The organism is Pseudomonas alkylphenolica (assembly GCF_000746525.1).
In the GTDB taxonomy this organism is placed as follows: domain Bacteria; phylum Pseudomonadota; class Gammaproteobacteria; order Pseudomonadales; family Pseudomonadaceae; genus Aquipseudomonas; species Aquipseudomonas alkylphenolica.
Genome location: NZ_CP009048.1, coordinates 2,816,553 through 2,839,400, shown reverse-complemented (window position 1 = coordinate 2,839,400; position 22,848 = coordinate 2,816,553). Strand labels below are relative to the sequence as shown.

Here is a 22,848-nt window from a genome sequence, read left to right as displayed (position 1 = left end):
TTAGCGTGCGGCATTTACTCGCGCGCGCAGTACGGTCTGCGTGGGATTGGGCGCAAATGGGGCCAAAGGCCGAGTTATTGGCGCGATTTGCTAAATAAGTAAGGCCTTCGCCGATTAGTCTGCCTTTAGGCCAGGCAGGCGTGTCTGTCGTGCCCCTATCTTTAATACACAGCGAGTCGAGATGCTCATGCATTACAAAGCAATTACTTTTGTTAAGCGCCCCACGACCGACATCACTCCTGACACGTTTGAAACGATCACCTTGGAGACACCTGCGCTCAAGGAGGGTGAGTTCCTGGTCAAGCAGACGCACATGTCACTCGATCCGGCAATGCGCACCTGGATGCAGGACAACCCCAGCAGTTACATCCCGCCGGTTGCTATCGGTGAGGTAATGCGCGCCTTCGGCGTGGGTGAAGTTGTTGAGTCGAAGAATCCGGCATTTACCGTAGGGGCTCGCGTGGTTGGCGTTACCGGTTGGGCCGAGTACGTGTTGGGCGGGCCAGATATGCAGGTGGTTCCTGCCGAGCTGCCTGTCGAAGCGCTGCTGTGCGTGCTGCATGTACCCGGCCTGACCGCCTATGTTGGCTTGATGGAAATCGCCCGTCCCAAGGCTGGAGAGACCCTGGTCGTGTCTGGCGCCGCCGGCTCGGTGGGCTCGTTGGTCGGGCAAATGGCCAAGGCCGAGGGCCTGCGGGTAGTGGGTATTGCCGGTAGCGAAGAGAAGTGCCGCTGGCTGGTCGAGGAGCTCGGTTTCGACGCTGCTTTGAACTACCGCTCTGCGAATCTGGCTGCTGAGTTGGCCGAAGCCACCCCGAATGGCGTGGACGTCTACTTTGAAAACACCGGCGGTGCCGCCCAGCATCTGGTCTTTGATCGACTCAACCGTTTTGGTCGCGTGACTGTCTGCGGCATGATTGCCGACTATAGCCGCGAAGTACCAGCACCAGGCCCAAGCTGGGTCGACATCAACATCAAGGCGCTGCGCGTCGAAGGCTTTGTGATCGTTGATCACTACGACAAGATTCCTCAGGCTACCCAAGCGCTGAGCGGGTACCTGCAAAAAGGCCAGCTGAAATACCGTGCACACGTGCTCAAGGGCCTGGACAGCGCCATCGATGGCGTCAATCTGCTGTTCAGCGGCGAGAACAAAGGCAAGTTACTGGTCGAACTCTAAATTATCGGGGCTGCCCTGCAGCCCTCTCAGCACACAAGGCCGCGCCTACCTAGTGATTGGGTAGGCGCGGCCTTTTGCCGTGTGTGGGGGGCAAAGAAACGCGCCGGTGATCAGAGGTCACCGGAGCGTGATGTTACTCAACGAATGACGGTATCGCCGAAGTGGCGGGGAAAGCGAGGTTGACCGTTCCAGGCGGTCACACCACCGTCCACGGCGATTTCCTGACCGGTGACGTATGAGGCCAGGTCCGAGGCCAGGAACAGCATGACCTTGGCGATTTCCACGGGTGAGCCGGCTCGGGACATGGGGATATTGTCCATGTAACTCTGCAGTACGTCCGGGTGACCACGCAGCGGCGAAGTCAGCGGGGTCTCGATCAAACCGGGGGAAATGGCATTGACGCGTATGTTGTCCAGCGCGTAATCCAGCGCAAGACCACGGGTGTAATTGATCACCCCGCCTTTGGCTGCGGTGTAGGCGTTGAAACCATAATCGGCGCGGGTACCAGACACCGAAGCGGTGTTGATGATGCTACCGCCTTGTTTCATCAGGTGGGGTACGGCATGACGGCAGGTGTGGTACAGGGCATTAAGGTTGACGTCGACAATGCGATGCCAGTCTTCAGGGTCGATCAAATGAGTGCGGCCGTAGATGCCGTAGCCTGCGTTGTTGATCAGGATGTCCAGTCCGCCGAGGGTTTCCACGGCTTGTGCAATCATGGATTCAATTTGCTTCGGTTCGGTGAGATCGACCGCGCAGAAATGTACGTTCTCACCCAGCTCGTCGGCCAGTGCCTGGCCGAGTTCTCTGTTCCGGTCTGCAATCACCACGTGCGCGCCGTTTGCTACAAACAGGCGAACTGCTTGTTCGCCGATGCCAGAGGCACCTCCGGTGATGATGGTCTTCTTATTATTCAGCAATCCCATGAGAGGGCTCCTGTAGGGGGGGAATTCCCGGCCTTTTTGGCTAGCCGTCCAACGGGTGTCGGTGCACGGTGACAGTGTCAGCGCGCCGACGTGCCGCATGGACTGGCGAGCAGGCGGGTCAAATAGAGACTATTCAGGGTTGAGGTAGCGAACTTTGCAAAATGCGCCGCAAAGTTGACATTTGAATGGAGGAGGGCACGGGGGTGCCCTTTGATGAATCGCTGAAGCTCAGCGCAGTGCGCGCAGGTGACGACTGCGCAGCAAGCGCGGCTGTAGTCCTGGATGTTGACGCTTTTTCCACTCCCTGGGGGTGACCCCAAACCAGCGGTGGAAAGCGCGGCAGAATGCCGTCAGATCCGCGTAGCCGAGTAATCCGGCCATCTGTGCAACGCTGATGGAGGCGTCTTCGAGGTATTGCTGGGCCAAATGTTGACGCGTCTGATCCAGCAGCACCTGGAACGCGGTATCTTCTTGAGCGAGTTTGCGCTGCAGCGTTCGTGGGTTGAGGGCCATGCAGTCAGCAACTTTTTCGATGGTCACCCGACCGCTGGGCAGCAAGTTGCGTAGCAGTTGCCTGACGTAGTTAGGGAGCTCGTCCGGTGTCAGGCGCTCCATGCACTCGATGTGCTGAGCGATCAGTCCATGCAGCATCTGGTCTGATGCCGCCAGCGGCAGCGCAAGGACCGCAGCGTCGAACATCAAGCCCGGGCAATTCGCACTGAACGTCGGAAGGAAGCCCAGTGTGCGTCGGTAGGCGGCCGGCTCTGCTAGCGGCAGATGACGCAAGAGCACAGCACCTGGTTGCCAGTGGCTACCGACCAGGGTGCGCATCAGTTGAATACCGATGCCGGTAGCCAGCTCTTCAGCCTGGGCGACCCCGCTCAGCTCCTGATCGCTGATGTGGTAACTGAGCACGGCCAGGGAGCCTTCGATCTCGAAACCGACTTCGGCTGCGCCATTTTGCAGGGAATAGTTCTGGCGCAGTTCTTCCAGTGCCTCCCCTACGGTGCTGGCGTTGCGAATAAGGTAAAGCAACGGGCCGAAGATGCTGACACCTTGATGCAGGCCGTACTGCAACCCATACAACGGGTTGCCCGACTCACGCGCGCACAGCTCCAGCAGGGCACAGAAACGTCGGTAGGACAGAATGCCCTCCTGGCGTTTGAGTAACTCTAACGGAAGTGAAGAACGACGCAGCATGTCGTCAGCCTTGAGCCCCTGACTGCAGGCAAAGTCCTCGAAATGGCACAGACTGAGGGCGCGAACAAAGGGATTGACAGCCATTTTTTTGTAATTCTCGCTGTATTAGAAGTCGACGCAGGCAAGCCCCGCTGGCAGGGCACAGACATCAAGCGATTACTTCTCGGCTTGACGTTTTACTTGAAGATGTCGGGCGTAGTTCCTGGCGGTGGAGCTTTTTCCACTGGCGTGGACTGAGCCCATTCCAGCGGGTAAAGGCGCGGGAAAATGCACTCAAATCAGCATAGCCGAGCAGGCCTGCCACCTGGGTCATGTTGATGGACGAGTCGCAGAGGTAACGTGACGACAAAGATTGCCGGGTCTGGTCCAGCAGCTCCTGGAAGCTGGTGTTTTCCTCCAGCAGATAGCGTTGCAGGCTCCGTTGGCTGATCATCATGTAGGCCGCGACTTGCTCGATCTTCACTTTGCCGTGAGGGAGCATGTCACGCAGCAGCTTCTGCACGAAAGCTGGCAGCTCTTGCAGCGAGAGCTGCGACAGTTCTTCAATATGCTGTTTGACAAGTTGCTGCAGGTGTTCATCTGCAGCGCTTAACGGGATCTCCAGTAGCGCAGCATCGAACACCCAAGCGTTGTAAGGGCAATCGAATCGTGGGCTTATTCCGAGCAAGCGTCGATAGTCGGCGACGGCAGCCATGGCCGAGTGACGAAACTGTAAGGCACTGGGGCGCCATCGACGTCCCAGCAGGCTTTGCATCAGTTGCTGGCCGACGGCCAAGGCTAGCTCCACGTCCGGGCGCACTGAGGTTACATCGCCAACGGTAATCTCATAGGACAATCGCGCCTGTCCGCCAAACAGCTCGAGGTGAATCTCGGCACCACTGTTGTGGATGTGGAAGTACTGTCGCAGTGCTTTCAGTGCCTCTCCCACGGTGCTTGCGTTCTGGATCACGTACAGCAAGTTGCCCAGGATCGCAACGCCTTGATGAAGCCCGAATTCAAGCCCAAACAGCGGGTTGCCAGAGCGCTTGGTCCCCAATTCCAACAAGGCATTGAACTGGCTGTAGGGGATAACGCAGTCGAGATGATCCTGGGCATCGGTAGGCAACCCCACCTCGGATAACAATTGGCTGGCGTGCAGCCCCTGTTCAGTCGCGAAAGGGGCAAATCCAAGGAGTGCGCTGCCACGGACGATTGCAGTCATAGTCAAGTTCGGCCTGAGTCTGCTTGCGACCGACGGCGCCATCAGGTAAGCGCATCCGGTCGAGCCTGTCATTATTTTTATGGTTAGCCCGGCTAATACCGACAGCGGGGATAGTTCGGCGATGCCAGTGAAAGCTGATCCTACTCCGACTATGGCGCAGGTGATAAGGGTGGCGTGAAAAGCATAGTTAATGGCGCCAAATGCAAAGTCATAAGTTGTAGTCACGCCACAGAATCGGGTTACCAATAACAAGAAATACTTCGTCTGGCGTGTAGCCGGATGTTGGAGGCTACAGATGCGCCAAGCCCTGTTCGTATGCCTTGTGACCGCCCTTATCGTGAGCGGCTATCTACTCGCTTGCCCACAAGCACAACTACCGACTCATGCCACTGTTGGCGTACCTATTGCTGATATCGGGGCTGTGTTCAATCGAAACTGAGCCCTGGAATCGAAAACGGGTCGGCAAGCATCGACGCGATGTTGATGAGTACAGCGACAGCTGGTGCTTCTCCGATCTTTGGTCAACCTCCCCTGAAAGGCGTCTTGCATGACTCACCTGAGCACGCGTTTAAAGCACTGGTGTGTGGCAACCTTGTGTGCAGCATCCATGTGTTCCACCGCGCTGGCAGTTTCTGCCGAAAAACCGAATATCCTGGTGATCTTCGGTGACGACATCGGTATCACCAACATCAGCAAGTACAGCCACGGCATGATGGGCTACCAAACCCCCAACATTGACCGTTTGACCAATGAAGGCATGATGTTCACCGATTATTACGGCGAGCAGAGTTGCACCGCCGGTCGCGCAGCGTTCATCACTGGTCAGCACCCTGTGCGCACCGGCTTGACCAAGGTCGGTATGCCCGGCTCGCCAGTGGGTATTCAGAAGGAAGATCCAACGCTGGCCGAGCTGCTTAAACCGTTGGGCTACAGCACAGGTCAGTTCGGCAAGAACCATCTGGGGGACCGCGATGAATTCCTTCCCACCCAACACGGCTTCGATGAGTTTTTCGGCAACCTTTATCACCTCAACGCCGAAGAGGCGCCTGAAGATCCGGACTGGACCAAAAACCCGGCTATCGACAAATTGGTGCATCCACGTGGCGTCATTCACAGTACCGCCGATGGCAAGGTCGAAGACCTCGGGCCGCTGACCAGCAAGCGCATGGAAACCATCGACGACGAGTTCCTCGCAGCGTCGATGAAGTTCATTGATCGCGCAGCCAAGGACGACAAACCGTTTTTTGTCTGGTTCAACTCGGCGCGCATGCACTACTACACCCACATAAGTGACAAAGTCGCAGGCAAGTCGGGGCAGGATTTCTATAACGATGCGATGCTTGAGCATGATGGACATGTCGGCCAGTTGCTCAAGCAACTCGATGACCTGGGCATCGCCGACAACACCATTGTTCTCTACACCACCGATAACGGCGTGCACTTCAACCAGTGGCCGGATGCGGGTATCACCCCGTTCCGTGGCGAGAAGAACACCAACTGGGAAGGTGGTTTCCGTGTGCCAGCCGTTGTGCGCTGGCCTAACCATATCAAGCCCAACAGCGTATCGAATGAAATCATGTCGCACCAGGACTGGGTGCCGACTTTGATGGCCGCTGCTGGTGTCAACGACATCAAGGGGCAACTGCAGAAGGGCTACCAGGCAGGCGCCAAGAAGTTCAACGTGCACCTGGATGGCTACGACTTCCTGCCATACTTGGAGGGCAAGGCACCGAAAGGCCCACGCACCGATTTCTACTACTTCAGTGACGACGGGCAGTTGCTGGCCTCGCGCGATGGCGATTGGAAGCTGGTATACGCCGAACAGCGCGCACTGGGCTTCGACGTCTGGCGCGACCCTTTTGTCGAACTGCGAGCTCCCAAGTTGTTTAACTTGCGCCGCGATCCGTTCGAGCGCGCTGACAAAGAGTCCAACAGTTACAACCTCTGGTGGGACAAAAAGATCGCCGCTGTCGGCTTTCCTGGACTCATTCGTGTGCAGCAGTTCCTCGCCACGTTCGAGAAGTCCCCTCCGCGCCAGCGTCCGGCAAGCTTCACGATCGACCAGATGGTGGAGAAGTACATGCATTACCAGAAGTAAGAGGCAGTGAGCTAAGCGCTGCGATCGAACTTCTTAGAGACAGGTTCCATGTACCTTTGCGGCCTTCGGGCCGCTTTTTTTCGCATGATGAGGAAATAGGACAATGACGCAGTCACTGTGGGCGGCCACTTATCAGTCGCTGGGCATCGTGCCGCGAATTGAAATGGGCACAGAGGTTTCACTGGTGTCGGCACTGGATCAGGCATTGTTGACCTATGCCGGTCGCGCAGCCTTTCAAGTGCCGCAAGGCAAGTTGAGTTACGCCGAACTGGATCGTCAGTCCGCAGCCCTCGCAGCCTGGTTGCAGAATCAGCTGGGTGTACAGCGCGGCGACCGTATTGCAGTGATGCTGCCCAATATTCTGGCGTACCCGGTAGTAATGCTCGGTGTGCTGCGCGCGGGTTGCGTGCTGGTCAACGCCAATCCGCTGTACACCGTGCGTGAGTTAGAGCATCAGTTGCACGACGCAGACTGCAAGGCGATTTTTGTATATTCCGGCAGCACTGCAACCCTGGCTCAGGTACTTCGCAACCCGGCGCTGGCGAGTGTCATCTGCGTCGGGGACGGGCTGCCGGGCGCCGGGCATGGGTGCCTGGGGCTGAACGACGAGCAAATCGACGACGCTCTACACCTGGAGCAGGTACTGGCCGTCGGCCGTCAGATGCAGCGTACCCCGGTATCGCTAAGCGCAGACGACCTGCTGTTTCTTCAGTACACGGGCGGCACTACTGGCCTGTCCAAGGGCGCGATGCTTAGCCACGCTAACTTGCTGGCCAACATCGCCCAGTACAAGGCTGTGATGCCATCAATGCTGCGCCCCGGCGAAGAAGTACTAGCTACCGCGATCCCGCTCTATCACATCTTCGCCCTAATGGTCAGTCTCACCTACATGACCGTTGGCGCCACCAATTGGCTGGTGGCCAACCCGCGAGACATGGACGGATTTATTGAATTGCTCAAACAGGCTCGGCCGAGTGTGTTCATGGGTGTCAACACGCTGTATGCCGGCTTACTGGCACAACCGCGCCTGACCGAAGTGGATTTCAGTTACTTGCGATTGTCTATTGGCGGAGGGGCGGCGATCCAGGCGGCAGTTTCCGAGCGCTGGCTGGCAATGACCGGTACGTTCATCCGCGAAGGCTTTGGTTTGAGCGAAACCTCGCCGATGGTGTCATTTAACCCGGAAGCCATTACTGAGTTCACGGCGACCACCGGGGTGCCAGTGCCAGGCACCGATGTGCGCTTGCTCGACGACGATGGCCGGAATGCCGCAGCGGGCGCGCCGGGGGAGATCTGCGTCAAGGGGCCTCAGGTCATGCAAGGGTACTGGCGCCAACCGGACGCCAACGCCCAGGCCTTTACCGCCGACGGCTACTTTCGTACCGGTGATATCGGCACCTTTGATGCACGCGGTCTGTTGAAGATCGTCGACCGCAAGAAGGACATGATCATCGTCTCGGGCTTCAACGTGTTTCCCAATGAAGTGGAGGAGGCCGCCTCTCGGCATCCAGGGCTGCTTGAATGCGCATGTGTTGGAGTCCCTGATGACAAGACCGGTGAAGCGGTCTGCTTGTACGTCGTGCGCCGCGTCGGCAGCTCGTTGGAGGAGGGGGAACTGAGCACGCACCTTCGCGAATATCTGGCGGCCTATAAGGTGCCTAGACGTATTGTGTTCGTTGCCGAGCTACCCAAGTCCGGAGTAGGCAAGATTCTGCGTAGAAAAATTCGTGAATTGGCCTGACAGCAGCCGGTCCCGTTGCCTCAGGGCCGGTATTAGGCCCTGGGCAACGGACTTATTGAGACCCCGCGCCCAATCCTTTGACCACTGCTCTGACAGAATGGATACACGATGACAGGCTAGCCGCTTACCTCCAAGGTCACACACTCCGGCTTGCTGATAGCCTGGTGTGTTTCCTGCCGCCACGGACGCCGCAGCGTTCAGCCGAATCGGTAACTGCTGCTTAGCAAAATTATCGCTGGGACATAATTATTGTTGAGCCATAATTTCAAATAATTCCCCACGTCCATGATCAGTCCCCTGCTATTTGAGTGGTGACCTGATTCTAAAAGGGTTCGCACGCAATCTAACGGGGGAGTGCGGTAGGCGGCGTCCCACCGAACATTCAAAGGGATGTTTGTAGACCTCGGGGCCACCTGTCTGTGCCAAAAGGGAATTGATCTTCGGGCTCAAGCAGCATTGAGTCGAGCTTCAAGTCGCTTGTGTCGGTACTTTTCAACTGCCCTAGAGGCGCGGCGATCTCATCCGGCAGAAACCTGCGCTTTACCTGAGTGGTCGAGTCCAAGGACAGTGAAGGTAACAGCTACTCAATCAAGTCCTGGACGGGCTGCAATGGTTCTTATACCGAGCATAGCGACGGCAATGCAGCTTCGGAAGGTGTCGAAAAGATGCTGAGAAGGATTTGGCTAAACTTGTGCGGAGGTGCTGCCGTTCGACCTCTGCCAGCCAGAAGACCTCACAGAAGACACTTCGTTTTGATAGTCTGCTCACAATTGCTTGGCCCTTCGAGTACCAGGTGCAGAGCACTCATATCCGAACAATCTGAATGATGAAAGGGAGATTCACCGTGACCGCCACCGACCGCCTGAGCCTGCTTCAGTTTGAACACTTAAGTTTGGGCGGGGATGCCGCTGCCCAGTTCAATACCTCCTTAAGTGCGCTTCGTGCGTTGAAGCTGTTGGAGCGCTACGAACATCCTGCGGCTTTGTACTTGGGAGACATAGCCGATGCTAGGGATCGTGAGGAGTTGCTTTGCGCAAAAAGCCTGGGAATGGGTTTTACGCATGGATTGATCGCCGCCAGGGTGATTGTGGAGCTCGAAGCCGAGAGTCTTCGGCGGGTGTTTCATGATGCCACTGAGCGGGCCCTGGCAGGGCTTGCAAGTAGGCCCATGCAGGTACCGGATCGCCGGGAGTGATCTTTAATCCGCACATCTATGGTTATCAACGCTGCGGAGATATTTGCAAGTCAATGCAAGATTTTCGCTTAAGGCCTCCGGGGATGTGGGCTTAGTGTTTGCGGTGCCATTTTTAGCAGTCATGAATGCTCGTTTTCAGAGCCCCCTTTCAGGAGAGAAAGTTTGGATTGTGGGTTGGATGGAAATAGTTTTACTGAAGCAGCAAACCAGCCCACATCGAAGTAATAATCACGAGTTGGCCGACTATTACGTAGGCCCCAAATTTTTTTCCTCCGCTGACCCAGGCGAGGACACATTTGGTCAGCGTATTACTGCTCATCGCGGTCAGCGACGGTATGACAATATCTGCTGTCGATAGCTGCCCGGATTTCACCACCGAAGCGATAGAAGCTGCCGTCGCGTGCGCATCAGCCAAACCACTAACCAGCGCGGCAATCAGTACACCTTTATGTCCGAAGACAGATAGGAGTGCTATCGCAGCCAGTGGCATGGCAACCGGGGGTAGGGTACTGCATCACCTGAAGGCGCTGGCTCCCAACCCGCGCAATACGTTGTTGTTTTTTGGGTTTCAGGCCGGTGGTACTCGCGGAGCGGACATCACTGCTGGAGTTAGGACAATCCGTATGCACGGTGAGGATGTCCCTATGAAATCATGCAGTGGTTGCGAGGCTTCAAGAGGCCCCCTCGGCATACCTTTGTGGTGCATGGTGAACCCCATGCAGCTGATACGCTGCGGCGCCGAATCAGCCTTGAGCTTGGCTGAAGGTGAATGGATTGAACTTGGAGAGGCCCAGTTGTGATGGATGAAGCAGTCAAACAAGCCACTCCCTCACTGCCCGATGCGAGCAAGCTGATAAATCTCGGCAACAACCGCTGGTCATTCAAGCCCGAACTCGGGATTTCCAAGCGTCTGGGGCCAGTAACCGTGGAGTTATCCGGCGCGGGAACCTTTTACACCGACAATGACGAGTTCCTCCGCGACCACACATTTTCCCAGAACCCGATTTACCAAGTACGGGGGCATCTTATCTATGCCTTTAGCAATGGTGTTTGGGTGGCGCTGGATACGACCTACTTCGCTGGCGGGAGTACTTCAGTAAGCGTCTGGTCAATACATCTGGGCATTGCTCTCATCCCCGTGCTGGCGCTGCTGGGGAGCCTTCACAAGTGACCAGATTTCCTGGCCTTGACACCATCGTCAGCCTTAAGCTTATGCCAAGGTAAAGCACATCATTTCACACTAGACGACCTGCACTTGGCGCAGCTGTAGGGTATCGATGCCAATGCCGAACTCAGCCCATAACCAGGGACGATTCAAGGCGAGGCTTGACCTCGATCAACAAGTCGTCAATTAGTTTGATTTGGATCAATCTCTCCATTGCTTTGCTAGCTAGACTGAAAATCAACACGACGTAAAAAGTCGAGGTTGTACTTCATGTACTGGTTCCGCCGTCACCGCCGAAGCCTATTGCACCTTACCCTCGTGGTATGGGTGTTAGCTGTGGCCGTGATGGCAATCCAGGGGTGTTTGGTGCAACCGGATCACAATTTAGCCGCGCCACACGATGCCGAGCAGTATGTGGTGGATGGTCATGCTCTCCACGCCAGTGGTTGCCTTCAGAACTGTGAAGACACCGCCACGGCGATAAAACCTGCCTTGCAGATTCCTGCATTAGACCCCATCCATTGGGCCGCCCTTTTGCTGCTAACTGCGGCAGTAATAATAGTGCTTAACCCTGAGGAGAAATCCTCCTTCGCCGCTCTTGCACTGAAACGCCCCGCACCGCCGGAAGGCCCAGTCCGCCTGATTTTCGTTCGTTCCAACGATTAACCCCTACTTCAGAGTGTCCGGGCACCGGTCGCTCTGTCTTGTTGCGCGCGGCTTTTTCGCGACTCAACTATTTCTGCTTATCCCTCACATTCCCTGGAGTTCATCATGCAAACGCATTCCAAATTTGTTCTAGCTGCCATCCTGGCTAGCAGTGCGTTCATAGCCTCTGCCGAGGATGCACACCAGCCGGCCGACGCACCAGGCGACTCAACCGAGAGCACAGCACCAGCGTCGGCGGCTACCACTAAAGCCATGACCGATCAAATGCAGAAAATGCAGGCTGCGCATGACAAAGCAGCGGCGGCTAAAACTCCCGCCGAGCGCCAGGCGGCCATGCAAGAAGGCATGAAAACGATGAAGGACAGCATGGCCATGATGAGCAAGGAGCAGAGCGCAATGGGCTGTATGAACATGTCTGGAGCTAAGGACGGCGGAGGTAAAGGGATGATGGACATGATGATGCAGATGATGGAGCAGCAGTCGTCCATGATGGAAATGCCAATGAAAAAGTAGATGTGCAGTAGAGCTGCTGCAAATTACAAAGCATTGGTGCTGGCTGGGTTAACGCAGACCGCACCCATCTGATGGGTGTTGCACGAACAGCAAACACACCAGGAAAATGAGGAGCACCAACCATGAACCATACTGAATCGGCCTACGGTCTTTGGTCGCTGGTCATCATCAACTCATTAGTGTTTATCTTGTTCGCCTTCAGCTTCACCCGGCCCAGGACGAGCCGCGATTGGCGCTCCTTTGGCATGTTCTCGGCGTTCCTGGTGGCTCTGTTTACAGAGATGTACGGTTTCCCGCTGACTATCTACCTGTTGATGCCCTGGCTCACTCGTAACTTCCCTGGCATCGACTTCCTCTCGCACGACGCAGGGCATTTGCTCGAAACAGTGATGGGCTGGAAGGTCAATCCGCACTGGGGTCCATTCCACTTAATCAGCAATCTGCTGATCGCTGGCGGCTTCTGGTTATTAGCGGCCGCCTGGCACGTGCTCTACAAGGCCCAAAGTACTGGGCAACTAGCGCTCGACGGGCCTTATGCGAGGATCCGTCACCCACAGTACGTCGGCTTCGTGCTGATCATGTTTGGCTTTTTGTTGCAGTGGCCGACATTGATCACCCTGGTGATGTTTCCAATCCTCCTGGTGGTCTACGCCAAGCTGGCGAAGCGAGAAGAACGGGAGATGCTTACGCACTTCGGCGATACCTACCGCACTTACTGTCAACAGACTCCGGCATTCCTGCCCTGGTCAGCCCCTCACAGTCCCAACACCCCTACTGGCGCCCCTCCAAGCTCAGGAAAACAGCCATGAACGCTCCCTGGAAAACTGGCATTTCTCTGGCCCTGACCATGGCCGTTTCCTACACCATCTGTGCGCTGCTCTATGCGCTATGGCCGGCGCAGGGTATCGCTTTTCTCAGCGCTTTGTTCCATGGACTCGACTTTGGTCGCCTTCAAGCTCCCCAAGACTACAGTGTGGCGACTTTCGTCGGGCCACTGCTGGTCTTGAGTGTATGGGGCGCGATGGTCGGCACTTTGTTTGCCTGGCTGTCCGCCAAGCTCCATGGCAGGCCTTGATAGCCGCTTCGAGTAGGAGGCAGCGATGAACGAATCACACATGCAGCACAGCCAACATCCGCAGGCAGTTGCATCAGGAAAAATGGCGAAAGATCCGATCTGCGGGATGATGGTAGATAAGACCACAGCGTTGTCACGAGAGCGTGGCGGGCGCAGCTATTACTTTTGCAGCGATACCTGCCTGCGCACCTTCGAGTCGCCAGAAAGTGAACTGAAGGCGATGAAAACCCGCGTCACCATCGCCCTGACTGGAGTACTGGCTTTGGCGCTGCTGCGTGCAGGCGCCTTCATCGCGCTGGCCGCGGGTGCCACATTGCTGACTTGGGTACCGATCCCGGCGCTCCCTTGGTTCACATGGGGTATATGGCTATTCCTGCTGGTAACACCGGTGCAGTTCATCGGTGGTTGGAGTTTCTATAAAGGGGCGTGGAACGCCATTCGCACCCGTAACATCAACATGGATTTTTTGATCGCCCTCGGCACGTCAGTCGCCTATTTCTACAGTGTCGCGGTGTTGTTTTTCCCGGACGTCCTCCCGGTCAAGGTGGCCGAGCGCGACGTCTATTTCGAAGTGTCGGCGGTGATCATCGCCTTCGTACTGCTGGGTAGGTACATGGAGGAGATCATCAAGAAAAAGTCTTCGGCCGCAGTACGGCGCTTACTTGATCTCAAACCGGCGATCGCGCATGTGATTCGTGATGGGCAAGAGGTCGACCTGCCCGCTGAAAACGTCATGGCCGGCGAGTTCCTGGTAGTCAAGCCTGGCGAAAAAATCCCCACCGATGGCGATGTCAGTGAAGGTCAGTCAACGGTAGATGAGTCCATGCTGACGGGCGAGTCGATGCCGGTCGACAAACACCCGGGCAGTCCGGTGATCGGAGGTACTCTCAATGGCAGTGGTGTGCTCACTTTCAAGGCGAGCAGGATCGGTGCCGATACCGCACTGGCGCAGATCATCAAGATGGTCGAAGAAGCACAGACCAGTACGGCACAGATCCAGCGGTTGGCCGATCAGGTCACGGGTTACTTTGTGCCAGCAGTGGTAACGGTCGCACTGCTGGCCCTGCTGGGCTGGTCTCTCGCGGGGAACTTTCCGCAGGGGCTATTGGCCTTTATCGCGGTTTTGATCATTTCCTGCCCCTGCGCCCTGGGCGTGGCGACACCCGCCGCGTTAATGGTCGGTGTTGGCAAGGGGGCCGATAACGGCATCCTTATCCGCGGCGGCGAAGTATTGGAGCGGGCAGAAAAACTGAGTACGGTGGTGTTCGACAAAACCGGCACGATTACCCGAGGCGAACCCAACGTAACCGATGTGATCCCGCTAGGCGCAGCGTCGGAACACGAGGTCTTGATGCTCGCCGCCGCCGTGGAGTCCGGTTCAGAACATCCGCTCGGCGCAGCGATAGTGCGCGCCGCCCGGCATCGCGGCATCAGCCTGCCGAATGCGATCGGCATCAATGGGATCGCCGGTCACGGCATCGAAGGCAGTATCGACAGTCGCAAAATCTGGCTGGGCAACCGGCGTTTATTCGCCCGCCAAGGTATTTCGACCGAGGCTGCCGAGGAGCACCTCATCGGCCTGGAAGCCGATGGCAAGACCGCTATGCTGGTCGGGGTCGACGACCGCTTGCTCGGGGTAATTGCTGTGGCCGATACCATAAAACCTGAAGCGGCTGAAGCCGTTGCGGCATTGCAGGCAAGCAGCATCAAGGTCGTGCTACTGAGCGGCGACAACCACCGTACTGCCGAAGCGGTCGCGCGGCAGGTCGGCATCGAGCGAGTGATTGCCGAGGTCTTGCCGGACGACAAGGCCGCAGTGATCCGTCAATTGCAAAGCGAAGGGCAGGTCGTGGCCATGGTTGGCGATGGTGTCAACGATGCGCCTGCCCTGGCCACCGCTGACATCGGCATCGCCATTGGCTCGGGTTCCGATGTAGCCAAGGAAACCGGCGGCATTATCCTGCTCAAGAACGACGTACGCGACGTGGTCACCGCGATCAAGCTGTCGCGCGCAACGATGGTCAAGATCAAACAGAACCTGTTCTGGGCATTCATCTACAACAGTATCGGCATTCCAATCGCGGCCTTCGGACTGCTTAATCCCATCATCGCTGCCGCCGCGATGGCACTCAGCTCCCTGTCGGTAATCGCCAATTCCGCGATGCTGAAACGTGCCCGTATCGGCTTGAGTCAGGAGGCTAAATCATGAACCGCGAAGTTTTAATTATCTGCCTCCTGGTGAGTGTTGTGGGCATCGCCACCGTGCTTTACCTGTTGGGGCTGACCGGAAAATCGTTTGTCATAGCAGCGATTTTCCTGCTGTGCCCGGTCTTGGTCGGAGTGCAACTTTTCCGTGGCGTCCGCCAATTTGATAAGGACATGGCCGAGGCTAATCGGCAACTGAAAAGGAAGAATCTGCCTTGATACTTTATGCGACTCACCACCCTAAATTCCCGACGCATTGGACAGGTAAACCGATGCTGTGGCTCGCTATGCTCACACCTGCGATAGCGTTTCAGCTGAATTGGAAGTGGCCTTGCGTTATAGCCGTCCCTCCCGTTCCCTCCAAGGAGTGCCATCATGAATCAACATAACTTGCCCCAACACCGCGCAAGGGGTACCAACTGGTACTTTTTAGGCTTCCTTGCCATCGCCGGTTATTTCCTGTTCACCGAGCACAGGGCTCACGTCCTTCCATATCTGCCATTCCTGCTACTACTGGCCTGTCCACTGATGCACTTTTTCATGCACCGTGGGCATGGGCATGGCGGACATGAATACGGTGAAAGTGGTGAACATGACAATTGCTGTGGCCATCAGCACACCAGCGCTCGCAACAGCCAAGAGGAGCACGATGGTCTACCCGATAATCAGACGAAATATCCCGATCGCCCTGCATGACGGATTCGTCGTATATGCGTAATGCCATGAAGCAAATCGATCTTCGGTTGGCTCATGGCCTGATTTTTTGATACGGCGCATGAGTAGAATCAGGGTAAGCGTATGCCGAAGTCTCCCTGCTTAAGTTATGCAGTTACCCACTGATGCGGCAGCAATTGGCCAATCTCACTCGCCCGCTGCGTCGGCAGCCGAGTCAGTACATCCTTCAGATACGCATACGGATCATGCCCATTCATGCGCGCCGATTGGATCAAACTCATGATCGCCGCCGCGCGTTTTCCGCTGCGCAGTGATCCTGCGAAGAGCCAGTTCTTACGCCCTAACGCCCATGGTCGGATCTGGTTCTCGGCCCAATTGTTGTCAATGGGGACGGCCCCGTCATCTAGGTAGCGCGACAGCGCTGACCAGCGTTTCAGGCTGTAATCGAGTGCTTTGCTGATAGCCGCCCCCTCGGGCACGAGGTCGCGCTGGGCGAGCATCCAGGCATGCAGCATATTCATCCATGACGTGGGCAAGTAGTCCGGCGGTCGGGATGCCCTTGTCGATGACCTGTGCCGGAACGGGTGCCTGGATCAGCGTTTCGCAGTCATCGCATACCCACTTGCCACGGACATGGCGCTCGACGGTAAATACGCCGGGCGTGTAGTCCAGCTTCTCGCTGACATCCTCACCGATGCGCTTGAGTGCACAGCCGCATTGGCAGTGGGTGTTGTCCGGTTCGTGATGGATCAACGTGCGTGGAAATTCTGCCGGCAATGCGGTGCGCTTGGGCTTTTGCTTTTTCTCGGTCGGCGTAGGGGCTGTTTGCAAGGCTTGAAGCTCAGCTTCAATCGCCGCGATATCGGTATCGATCAAGTCATCGAGCAAGCTGACCTGCTGCGGATTCAACTGCTCGCTACGTTTGGCAAACTTCAAGCGCTTGAGTTGCGCGATCTCATGGGTCAATTTCTCGATAACCGCCTGGTCGCGGTTGATCTTCTTGCCCATGGTCTCGACCGTCTTGCCCACCGTCTCGACTTGCTGGTCGAGTGTCTCGACACGCTGTATTAACTGCGCCGCCAAAGTGCGCAGTTGTTCAGGGGTAAGGTGATCGAGATTGGGGAGCGAAGTCATTGTGCCGATTTTGCCAAACCAGGTAATTCGCGGCGATAGGCCGATAGGCTAATGGCAGCGGTTAAAGCAGTGTGATCATTCCGCCGGAGCCCGCGCGCTGCCATGGCAGGCCCAACACCAAGGCCTGGAGTTGCTCGGTATTCAACTCTATTTCAGCGCCATGGCGAATGCTTGGCCAATGGAACTTACCTTGGTTCAACCGGCGAGCAGCCAGCCAGATACCGAAGCCGTCATGCACCAGAACTTTCATACGAGTGGCGCGGCGGTTGGCGAACAGATAAGCACAGTGCGGCTTCGCCGCACCGAACACCGAGATCACTCTGGCCAACGCAGTCTCGGTGCCAGCTCGCATGTCCATCGGCTCGGTGGCGAGCCAGATGGAGTCGATGCGGATCATCGCAGTAGGTCTCGAAGAAAGGTCGCGCAGGCAGCAGCACTTTCGGTTGGCCAGTTCACTTTGACGGTGCCGCGCGGGTGCTGGATTTCAACGCAGATATTCGATGCTACTGCGTGCGAATATGCTACGGCCAGCTGCATGGGTAACGGAATGAATGCAGGTTGCAGCGCCGTGCTTCTCTGCGCTTGCACCCGAATCCATTTGTGCACGAGGTTTGCGTTGAGGCTATGGCTGAGCGCGATGCTGGCAATCGAAGCGCCGGGCTGAGCACACTCTTGAATGACCTGGGCTTTGAAGGACTTAGAGTAGGAACGGCGTTGTGGCTGCATGAAATACCCGCTTAAAAGGCTAGAACTGGTGCCCACTTAAATTTAAGTGCACACCATGTCTTGGCTTTGCGGGGGGGAGTAGATGACTTGGCCGGACGGATACGTACTTCAGTCGATGGCGTCGGTAACCACGACTTTCAGGAAAATACACGCTACGGATGCACCCTCACGCTGCCGTTGAACCGGAACCATTCGGTGAAGCTGAATGCGAGTAATGGCGGACATACTCGCACGGGCAGCGAGTACGATGTCATTGGCATAGTCTGGCAGTATCGCTTCGGCGGAGGGCTTTGAAACTTAGGGCTTACGCTACATTCCATTCATGCATTAGTGAGGCATTTGTCTGATGCTGGTTGTTTACTAATGTCCGGTGGTGGCTTAGGGAAATCGAGAGTCACCTGGTCTGATTCGATGGATAAAGACCGGCAAGCCGCGCTATCACAGGATGGTGGACCGGACGCCCCGTTGCAGCAGGATCAACACTTTCAAACCCAAGTACACCCAGGTCGAGTTCATCGGCGAAAACGTCGACCACTCGGACTGGACTTTCTTCGGCTACGTAATCGTCCAGGCACTCCGGCAGAAGCGTCACTTGCGTCCGAGTCTCACCTTCGATGAATCGTTTCATGATCGTGGCATCAAGCAGGATTTCGAGCAGCCGCACATTGGGGCGCGTCGGTTCTGTGCGTAATACCTGGGCTTCGTTGGGCAGGGTCGGTGCGGGATGCTCGACCCCGACATAAGCGGTCGTCTGCGCCAGAAATCAACTGCGGATAAACGCCCGGAGATCAGCATTCAATTTATCGATCGCGGCTTTGAAATCCTTCGTGGTGATTTTCTGGCTCTCGTTCGAAAGCTGGCTGCCAAAGACCTTGCGCACTACTTTGGCCACGGTCTGATTGGTTTTCGCGTCGATGAACTCGGCTTCGATGAACAGGTTAGTGTCCTGATCACGATGACCAGTGGCAGCTTGGGTCGCCCCGACTACGGCCGCAACCGGCACCACTTCATACCATTTCATGCCTTCATTCGAGGCGCTCACCCCGGTGATCGCTGCGCGAAGGATCAGAGGGGTTGACCCGACGGGTGCTGCGCTTTCGTTCGATACCACTCGGTATTTCTGGTCCAGCACGCCTTTGGCCTTGTTGGTCATGTAGTTCTGCAATTCGTCGAGTGTCTGCTGGTTGACCCGCTCGTTGGGTTTGGGCGCCGGATAGAGTTCTAGTTTGTTGAACACTACTGTGTCATACGCATTAGGGTTCCATGACGGACTCACCCAACGCATGGCTTTCTCGCCAGTGGTAGTCGTTACTTCTTGCAGATTGTTGTAGTTGGGGAGGAAGCCGGAGTATTGATCTTGTTCGGTGACTTGCGAGGTGCAACCGCCGAGCAACAGACCGGCCAGTGCGGCAACGACGGGCAGGTTTAGGGACAGGTTCATAGTGGTGGGTGCTCCATGGATAAAGTTGTTTTTTTCGTTAGCAACGCTTCAGAATCGCCAGGTCATGTTGCCGGTCAGCGCTTGAATCCAGGCATTGTCGAACTGGCCGGAGATTTGATTGCCCGAGATCGACTTGGTCTGGTCCACCGGCATTTCGCCAAGCCAGACCATGGCCCAGCTGACATTGACATCGGTGTCTCTGTTCAGAGCATAGGTGGCTCCTGTGGCAATCCGCCAAGATTCGCCCATGGGCACGATTACGCTGCGTTTGCTGTCTGAGACTGCGCTACTGTCGTAGGCCACACCAACATTCCACAGCCATTGCTCAGTGGCTTGGTACTGCGCGCCAAGTGACAAGTGCCAGGTGTCCTTGAAACCGGTGTCGACCGATTTCGATTGCGCCCCGAATGCGGTGGTGTCGACCTGTACGCCGATATCGCCGAACTCCGACCAGTCCTGCCAGTTGGCTGAGGCCAGTAACGCCCATTGCCGGTCCAGTTGCTGGAAAAGGCTCAGGGTCACGGTCTGCGGTACTGTCGTGTCGAGTTTGGTGTTGGTGTTGTTGACGCGCCCCAGCAGACGGCCGTCGCCTTTCACATCCAGCCGGTCTTCGAAGTTCAGGTCGACTTTGCTGGTATAGGTAAGGCCGATGCGCGTGCCGGCTTGCGGGGCGTAGATCACCCCAACGTTGGCGCCATAGCCCCAGGTGCCATCCTCGTATTTGTACTGACCGTCCGTGCGGTCGGTGAAACCGAAGGGGGAGCGGTCGATAGCCGTTTGCGCCTGCAACATGCCGTACATGGCCTTGATGCCCACCCCCACCGACCATTGTTCGTTGAAGCGGTACGCCACGCTGGGCACCAGGGACAAACCGAGCAGGCTGGAGTTTTGCGCGAAGTAACGCCCGGACCAGTCGTTGTCATAATTGACCGCCAGGCCGAAATCGCCGTACTGGCCGAAACCGATACTCCAGTGATCGTCAATCTCATGCGTGATGAAGAAGCTGCCGCCGGGAATTGGATCGAGGGCGTTGCCACTTCCGCTACCGGGGTCACTGGTGCCGGAACCTCGATCGAAGGTCAGGTCACCGTAAAGCACTTGCAAACCGCCGGTGATCTGCGTGCCCGGCAGGTAGCTCATGCCCGCTGGGTTACTGGCGATTGTCGAAGGGCCCTGAGCGCGGGCGGCTACACCGGCGTTGGCGAGGCCGGCGTTATCGGTGCCGATTTCGTAGAGCATGATGCCGCCAGCCCACGCTTGCTGACAGCAAAACGCAAGGAGCGTAAGGGCGGGCAAGGCGGTTGTTCTGGCTTGCATAACTACCTCGGCAAATCCATTTTTGAATTAGCGTATCTGATGTCCACCTGTCGATGGACTCATCAATAGTTGCCCCTCGCACCCTCTTGATCAGTCATTCCGCGTCAATCTTCCAGCACCGATGGATGCAGAACATCGGTGCTGGCCTCGGCGCTACTTGACCTCCTCAACCTCATAATTCACGTAGCCGAACTCGTTGCTGCGAGCCGCCATGTATTTGCCGTTTTGCTCGAATACCGTGACCTCGAAGGGTGTGCCGCTGAGCGTTGTCATTAGATGCCCATCCTTGATTTCATATTTGGCCGGCACGCCAAACTGTCCGTCATGCAGCATGTTTAGGTATTCCCCTTGCGCAGGCGGCTTGCCATCGACACTGGTGATCAGGCGTTGCCCGTCGGAGCCATAAACGATTTCAAACGTCTGGTCGGTGACCGTGTTGCGCACCTTCAATGTTTTGCCCTCCACGTAGGCTTGCAACTGCTCGTTAGTGAGCGCTTTGGCACCTTCGGTTTTCAGCTGATCGATGGTTTTGCCACCAGTGACAAGCTTGCTGTCCTCAGCATTCGGTGTGTACCAGATCGGCGAAGTCCACGCGCGTTCCTGGACGGTGGCCGAAACGTCGGCCGGCGGTGGTACTTGCAGCTTGGCCGCGTCATAGGTACTCCAACGCGGTGTCGGGATCTGTAGCACGCGGGCGTAGTAGAACGCGTGCTGGGCCGGATCGAAATCCGGATCGACCCAAACTTTTTTCAGCTCTGTGGCACCGATGGTATTGGTGTAAGTCGCCTTGGAAACATCGACCGTCGAGCTTACCGGCGGGACTTGGCCGGTGACCGGGTCCGGTTGGCGATCACCGGACCAGGCGACGTCGTAGATCCTCTCAAAGGTCTGGCCGTTTTTGGTCCAGCCCTTGATGATCTGGATTCGATCGAGGTTGCCATCGTCGACATCCTTGACCGCCCACACCACGAAGGACGGCACCTGCTTGCCCTGTTTTGCTGACAAATCGCTGCCCATGGGAACGCCCTTGGCATAAGCGGCATGCACCCAGTCTTTATCGTTCCACAGACTGTTGTCGAAGCCCCAGCCACCAAACATACGCACGGGGATCCGCACGCCGCTGGTGCCATAGACTTCTTTACGCTTCATGGCATCGAAGATCGATTCACGGGTGTTTTCCTCAGCCCAAACGCCAGCCAAACCGGATGTGCTGGTTTGCAACGCCACCATGCCCGAGTTCTGTTTGCCAGAAATGCGCGCCGCCGGGGTGCTGTCGGTAAAGCCGTGGGAACCGAAGTTGTTGTCCTGCGAATAGGGGATCACCCCGTTGTGCGAGTCGCTGGCGCCGACCACGCCCATTTTGTAGGGGTTGTAGCCACGGTTCTCCTGCAAGGCCATGCCGTTTTGCCAGGCTTGCCTGATGTAGCTGCCATTGAGTTTCGATGTGCTGTTGTCCATGCCAAGCAGGAAATTCATGATTTCATAATTGGCAAACTCGTCGGTCGGCGACAGTTCAGGATGGGTTTCCGAGGTGCCCTTGACCTGGTGAATTTCAGTGAGGGATTCATTGCGCATCCGCGTCTCGGCCCAGGCGGCATCGATGGGGCGACCACGGTCATCTACGTCCACCGGAAACATCAGGCCGTTGCTGAGGTTGGCATTGTGGGAGATTGCCAGCACTTCGTTGCCTTTTTTGCGTTGATCGTCCATCCAGCCCCACAAATCTTCGGGTTTGTCCGAATCGATGGCCGTGAAGGGTAGGTCCGGCACCTTCTTCGAGTCGCGGAAAAACACATTGCGGTGCATGTTTTGATTGTTGGGGGCTGAGGTCCATTCATACGCGACAAACGTGGTGAACTTGCCGGGCTTGTAGTACTTGTCGGCGACGGCGATGTTCTGCTGCCAGATATTGCCGGCAACCTTCGGATCAATCAGCTCCTTGATCGGGTGGCTCAAGCTGCCGGCGATCCATTTGAACACCCGGTTGAAATCTTCCGGGGTTTTGACAATCAGCTTTTGCGCGATGGGCTGCTTGCTGAAGTCTGACTTCGGATCGTTGGCCAGGGCGATCACGCCCACGTATTCCGAGTGGTCGGTCACGCCATGGAAATCCAGCGGGCGACCCTTGAGCTGCACTTCAAACCCCATTGGATGCTTGATCGGCATCCCAAGTGAGTATTGGTACGTCTGCTCGGGATCGACCTGGTGGTTGCCGATCAAATAGGCATCAATCGACCAGGAACTGTGCGAATGCGTCTGCCCAAAGTAAATCTCGCGATCCGGGTTGCCTTCTGCTAATGCCAGCATGCTGACAGTTAGCACGGCACAACCGAGCAGTGTTGGCGCGGTGAAGTGTGTAGGGGATTTCATATTCCACGTCTCCGGAATACGGC

The 22,848-nt window shown here is 56.6% G+C and carries 21 protein-coding genes and 3 pseudogenes; 13 read left to right on the top strand and 11 right to left on the bottom strand.

Going from position 1 to position 22,848, the window contains the following annotated elements; all coding sequences use genetic code 11:
* Nucleotides 1-181: 181 nt before the first annotated feature.
* Entirely contained in the window at nt 182-1,177 is a 996-nt protein-coding gene (locus PSAKL28_RS12950) for an NADP-dependent oxidoreductase (RefSeq protein WP_257011891.1), read from the top strand.
* A gap of 137 nt (nt 1,178-1,314) precedes the next feature.
* On the opposite strand, the gene budC is transcribed toward PSAKL28_RS12950, so the two are convergent.
* The 3 genes from budC to qhpR all read right to left on the bottom strand — a co-directional run bounded on the left by budC (nt 1,315) and on the right by qhpR (nt 4,504).
* Nucleotides 1,315-2,103 carry a meso-2,3-butanediol dehydrogenase gene (gene budC, locus PSAKL28_RS12945; protein WP_038610915.1) on the bottom strand — a complete coding sequence of 263 codons (789 nt, stop codon included), beginning with the start codon at nt 2,101-2,103 and terminating at the stop codon, nt 1,315-1,317.
* A 228-nt stretch (nt 2,104-2,331) separates the two neighbouring features.
* Complete coding sequence (locus tag PSAKL28_RS12940) at nt 2,332-3,387, bottom strand: AraC family transcriptional regulator (RefSeq protein WP_038610913.1); 1,056 nt, start codon at nt 3,385-3,387, stop codon at nt 2,332-2,334.
* Nucleotides 3,388-3,451: 64 nt separating this feature from the next.
* Complete coding sequence (gene qhpR, locus PSAKL28_RS12935) at nt 3,452-4,504, bottom strand: AraC-like transcriptional regulator QhpR (protein ID WP_051939349.1); 1,053 nt, start codon at nt 4,502-4,504, stop codon at nt 3,452-3,454.
* Nucleotides 4,505-5,051: 547 nt separating this feature from the next.
* Between qhpR and PSAKL28_RS12930 the strand changes: the two genes are divergently transcribed.
* The 3 genes from PSAKL28_RS12930 (at nt 5,052) to PSAKL28_RS12920 (ending at nt 9,538) form a co-directional block, all read left to right on the top strand.
* A complete protein-coding gene (locus tag PSAKL28_RS12930) occupies nt 5,052-6,602 on the top strand; it encodes an arylsulfatase (protein ID WP_051939347.1) in 1,551 nt (516 codons plus the stop codon).
* A gap of 103 nt (nt 6,603-6,705) precedes the next feature.
* A complete protein-coding gene (locus PSAKL28_RS12925) occupies nt 6,706-8,343 on the top strand; it encodes an AMP-binding protein (RefSeq protein ID WP_038610910.1) in 1,638 nt (545 codons plus the stop codon).
* 844 nt (nt 8,344-9,187) lie between these two features.
* Entirely contained in the window at nt 9,188-9,538 is a 351-nt protein-coding gene (locus tag PSAKL28_RS12920; protein WP_257011890.1) for a hypothetical protein, read from the top strand.
* A gap of 190 nt (nt 9,539-9,728) precedes the next feature.
* Here PSAKL28_RS12920 and PSAKL28_RS12915 read toward each other — a convergent pair whose 3' ends face one another.
* Nucleotides 9,729-10,028: a DUF4010 domain-containing protein gene (locus tag PSAKL28_RS12915; RefSeq protein ID WP_038610908.1), complete on the bottom strand. Its 300-nt coding sequence runs from the start codon at nt 10,026-10,028 to the stop codon at nt 9,729-9,731.
* Between PSAKL28_RS12915 and PSAKL28_RS26945 the strand changes: the two are divergent.
* From PSAKL28_RS26945 to PSAKL28_RS28400, 9 genes and pseudogenes are all read left to right on the top strand, one after another.
* A pseudogene (locus tag PSAKL28_RS26945) lies at nt 10,012-10,301 on the top strand (MBL fold metallo-hydrolase RNA specificity domain-containing protein); the annotation flags it as partial. The gene PSAKL28_RS12915 and the pseudogene PSAKL28_RS26945 overlap by 17 nt on opposite strands.
* Before the next feature lie 36 nt (nt 10,302-10,337).
* Nucleotides 10,338-10,709, top strand: a complete 372-nt coding sequence (locus PSAKL28_RS12910) for a transporter (protein ID WP_051939345.1) — start codon at nt 10,338-10,340, stop codon at nt 10,707-10,709.
* Between the two features lie 264 nt (nt 10,710-10,973).
* Nucleotides 10,974-11,369, top strand: a complete 396-nt coding sequence (locus tag PSAKL28_RS12905; protein ID WP_038610906.1) for a hypothetical protein — start codon at nt 10,974-10,976, stop codon at nt 11,367-11,369.
* Between the two features lie 105 nt (nt 11,370-11,474).
* Entirely contained in the window at nt 11,475-11,882 is a 408-nt protein-coding gene (locus PSAKL28_RS12900; protein ID WP_038610903.1) for a hypothetical protein, read from the top strand.
* A gap of 122 nt (nt 11,883-12,004) precedes the next feature.
* Entirely contained in the window at nt 12,005-12,691 is a 687-nt protein-coding gene (locus PSAKL28_RS12895; RefSeq protein ID WP_038610900.1) for a methyltransferase family protein, read from the top strand.
* Nucleotides 12,688-12,957, top strand: a complete 270-nt coding sequence (locus tag PSAKL28_RS12890; protein ID WP_038610897.1) for a DUF5676 family membrane protein — start codon at nt 12,688-12,690, stop codon at nt 12,955-12,957. The genes PSAKL28_RS12895 and PSAKL28_RS12890 overlap by 4 nt, the downstream gene beginning before the upstream one ends.
* A 25-nt stretch (nt 12,958-12,982) precedes the next feature.
* On the top strand, nt 12,983-15,166 hold the full coding sequence (locus tag PSAKL28_RS12885; RefSeq protein WP_038610894.1) for a heavy metal translocating P-type ATPase: 2,184 nt from the start codon (nt 12,983-12,985) through the stop codon (nt 15,164-15,166).
* A complete protein-coding gene (locus PSAKL28_RS12880; RefSeq protein WP_038610891.1) occupies nt 15,163-15,381 on the top strand; it encodes a hypothetical protein in 219 nt (72 codons plus the stop codon). Before PSAKL28_RS12885 ends, PSAKL28_RS12880 begins: the two co-directional genes overlap by 4 nt.
* Before the next feature lie 156 nt (nt 15,382-15,537).
* Nucleotides 15,538-15,858 carry a DUF2933 domain-containing protein gene (locus tag PSAKL28_RS28400; RefSeq protein WP_096335667.1) on the top strand — a complete coding sequence of 107 codons (321 nt, stop codon included), beginning with the start codon at nt 15,538-15,540 and terminating at the stop codon, nt 15,856-15,858.
* Between the two features lie 125 nt (nt 15,859-15,983).
* Here PSAKL28_RS28400 and PSAKL28_RS12875 read toward each other — a convergent pair.
* From PSAKL28_RS12875 to PSAKL28_RS12850, 7 genes and pseudogenes are all read right to left on the bottom strand, one after another.
* Nucleotides 15,984-16,971 (bottom strand): annotated as a pseudogene (locus PSAKL28_RS12875) (IS66 family transposase).
* A 61-nt stretch (nt 16,972-17,032) separates the two neighbouring features.
* On the bottom strand, nt 17,033-17,368 hold the full coding sequence (tnpB, locus tag PSAKL28_RS28165) for an IS66 family insertion sequence element accessory protein TnpB (protein ID WP_038610888.1): 336 nt from the start codon (nt 17,366-17,368) through the stop codon (nt 17,033-17,035).
* Nucleotides 17,365-17,697 (bottom strand): IS66-like element accessory protein TnpA, encoded by a 333-nt coding sequence (gene tnpA / locus PSAKL28_RS26935; protein WP_075226515.1) that lies wholly within the window; start codon nt 17,695-17,697, stop codon nt 17,365-17,367. Before tnpA ends, tnpB begins: the two co-directional genes overlap by 4 nt.
* A 436-nt stretch (nt 17,698-18,133) precedes the next feature.
* Nucleotides 18,134-18,325 (bottom strand): annotated as a pseudogene (locus PSAKL28_RS26925) (IS5/IS1182 family transposase); the annotation flags it as partial.
* A 135-nt stretch (nt 18,326-18,460) separates the two neighbouring features.
* The gene (locus tag PSAKL28_RS12860) at nt 18,461-19,138 is read right to left on the bottom strand and encodes a DUF3313 domain-containing protein (protein ID WP_038610882.1); all 678 of its coding nucleotides are present in this window, start codon (nt 19,136-19,138) and stop codon (nt 18,461-18,463) included.
* 48 nt (nt 19,139-19,186) lie between these two features.
* Entirely contained in the window at nt 19,187-20,455 is a 1,269-nt protein-coding gene (locus PSAKL28_RS12855; protein WP_038610880.1) for an OmpP1/FadL family transporter, read from the bottom strand.
* Between the two features lie 153 nt (nt 20,456-20,608).
* Nucleotides 20,609-22,825, bottom strand: a complete 2,217-nt coding sequence (locus PSAKL28_RS12850; protein ID WP_038610877.1) for a DUF3604 domain-containing protein — start codon at nt 22,823-22,825, stop codon at nt 20,609-20,611.
* Nucleotides 22,826-22,848 lie beyond the last annotated feature (23 nt).

Bases quoted from the DNA above. Each gene is read 5' to 3' on its own strand.
- PSAKL28_RS12950 (WP_257011891.1), top strand. From the start codon at position 182: ATGCTCATGCATTACAAAGCAATTACTTTTGTTAAGCGCCCCACGACC.
- budC (WP_038610915.1), bottom strand. From the start codon at position 2,103: ATGGGATTGCTGAATAATAAGAAGACCATCATCACCGGAGGTGCCTCT.
- PSAKL28_RS12940 (WP_038610913.1), bottom strand. From the start codon at position 3,387: ATGGCTGTCAATCCCTTTGTTCGCGCCCTCAGTCTGTGCCATTTCGAG.
- qhpR (WP_051939349.1), bottom strand. From the start codon at position 4,504: ATGACTGCAATCGTCCGTGGCAGCGCACTCCTTGGATTTGCCCCTTTC.
- PSAKL28_RS12930 (WP_051939347.1), top strand. From the start codon at position 5,052: ATGACTCACCTGAGCACGCGTTTAAAGCACTGGTGTGTGGCAACCTTG.
- PSAKL28_RS12925 (WP_038610910.1), top strand. From the start codon at position 6,706: ATGACGCAGTCACTGTGGGCGGCCACTTATCAGTCGCTGGGCATCGTG.
- PSAKL28_RS12915 (WP_038610908.1), bottom strand. From the start codon at position 10,028: ATGCCACTGGCTGCGATAGCACTCCTATCTGTCTTCGGACATAAAGGT.
- PSAKL28_RS12910 (WP_051939345.1), top strand. From the start codon at position 10,338: ATGGATGAAGCAGTCAAACAAGCCACTCCCTCACTGCCCGATGCGAGC.
- PSAKL28_RS12905 (WP_038610906.1), top strand. From the start codon at position 10,974: ATGTACTGGTTCCGCCGTCACCGCCGAAGCCTATTGCACCTTACCCTC.
- PSAKL28_RS12900 (WP_038610903.1), top strand. From the start codon at position 11,475: ATGCAAACGCATTCCAAATTTGTTCTAGCTGCCATCCTGGCTAGCAGT.
- PSAKL28_RS12895 (WP_038610900.1), top strand. From the start codon at position 12,005: ATGAACCATACTGAATCGGCCTACGGTCTTTGGTCGCTGGTCATCATC.
- PSAKL28_RS12890 (WP_038610897.1), top strand. From the start codon at position 12,688: ATGAACGCTCCCTGGAAAACTGGCATTTCTCTGGCCCTGACCATGGCC.
- PSAKL28_RS12885 (WP_038610894.1), top strand. From the start codon at position 12,983: ATGAACGAATCACACATGCAGCACAGCCAACATCCGCAGGCAGTTGCA.
- PSAKL28_RS12880 (WP_038610891.1), top strand. From the start codon at position 15,163: ATGAACCGCGAAGTTTTAATTATCTGCCTCCTGGTGAGTGTTGTGGGC.
- PSAKL28_RS28400 (WP_096335667.1), top strand. From the start codon at position 15,538: ATGAATCAACATAACTTGCCCCAACACCGCGCAAGGGGTACCAACTGG.
- tnpB (WP_038610888.1), bottom strand. From the start codon at position 17,368: ATGATCCGCATCGACTCCATCTGGCTCGCCACCGAGCCGATGGACATG.
- tnpA (WP_075226515.1), bottom strand. From the start codon at position 17,697: ATGCAGCCACAACGCCGTTCCTACTCTAAGTCCTTCAAAGCCCAGGTC.
- PSAKL28_RS12860 (WP_038610882.1), bottom strand. From the start codon at position 19,138: ATGAACCTGTCCCTAAACCTGCCCGTCGTTGCCGCACTGGCCGGTCTG.
- PSAKL28_RS12855 (WP_038610880.1), bottom strand. From the start codon at position 20,455: ATGCAAGCCAGAACAACCGCCTTGCCCGCCCTTACGCTCCTTGCGTTT.
- PSAKL28_RS12850 (WP_038610877.1), bottom strand. From the start codon at position 22,825: ATGAAATCCCCTACACACTTCACCGCGCCAACACTGCTCGGTTGTGCC.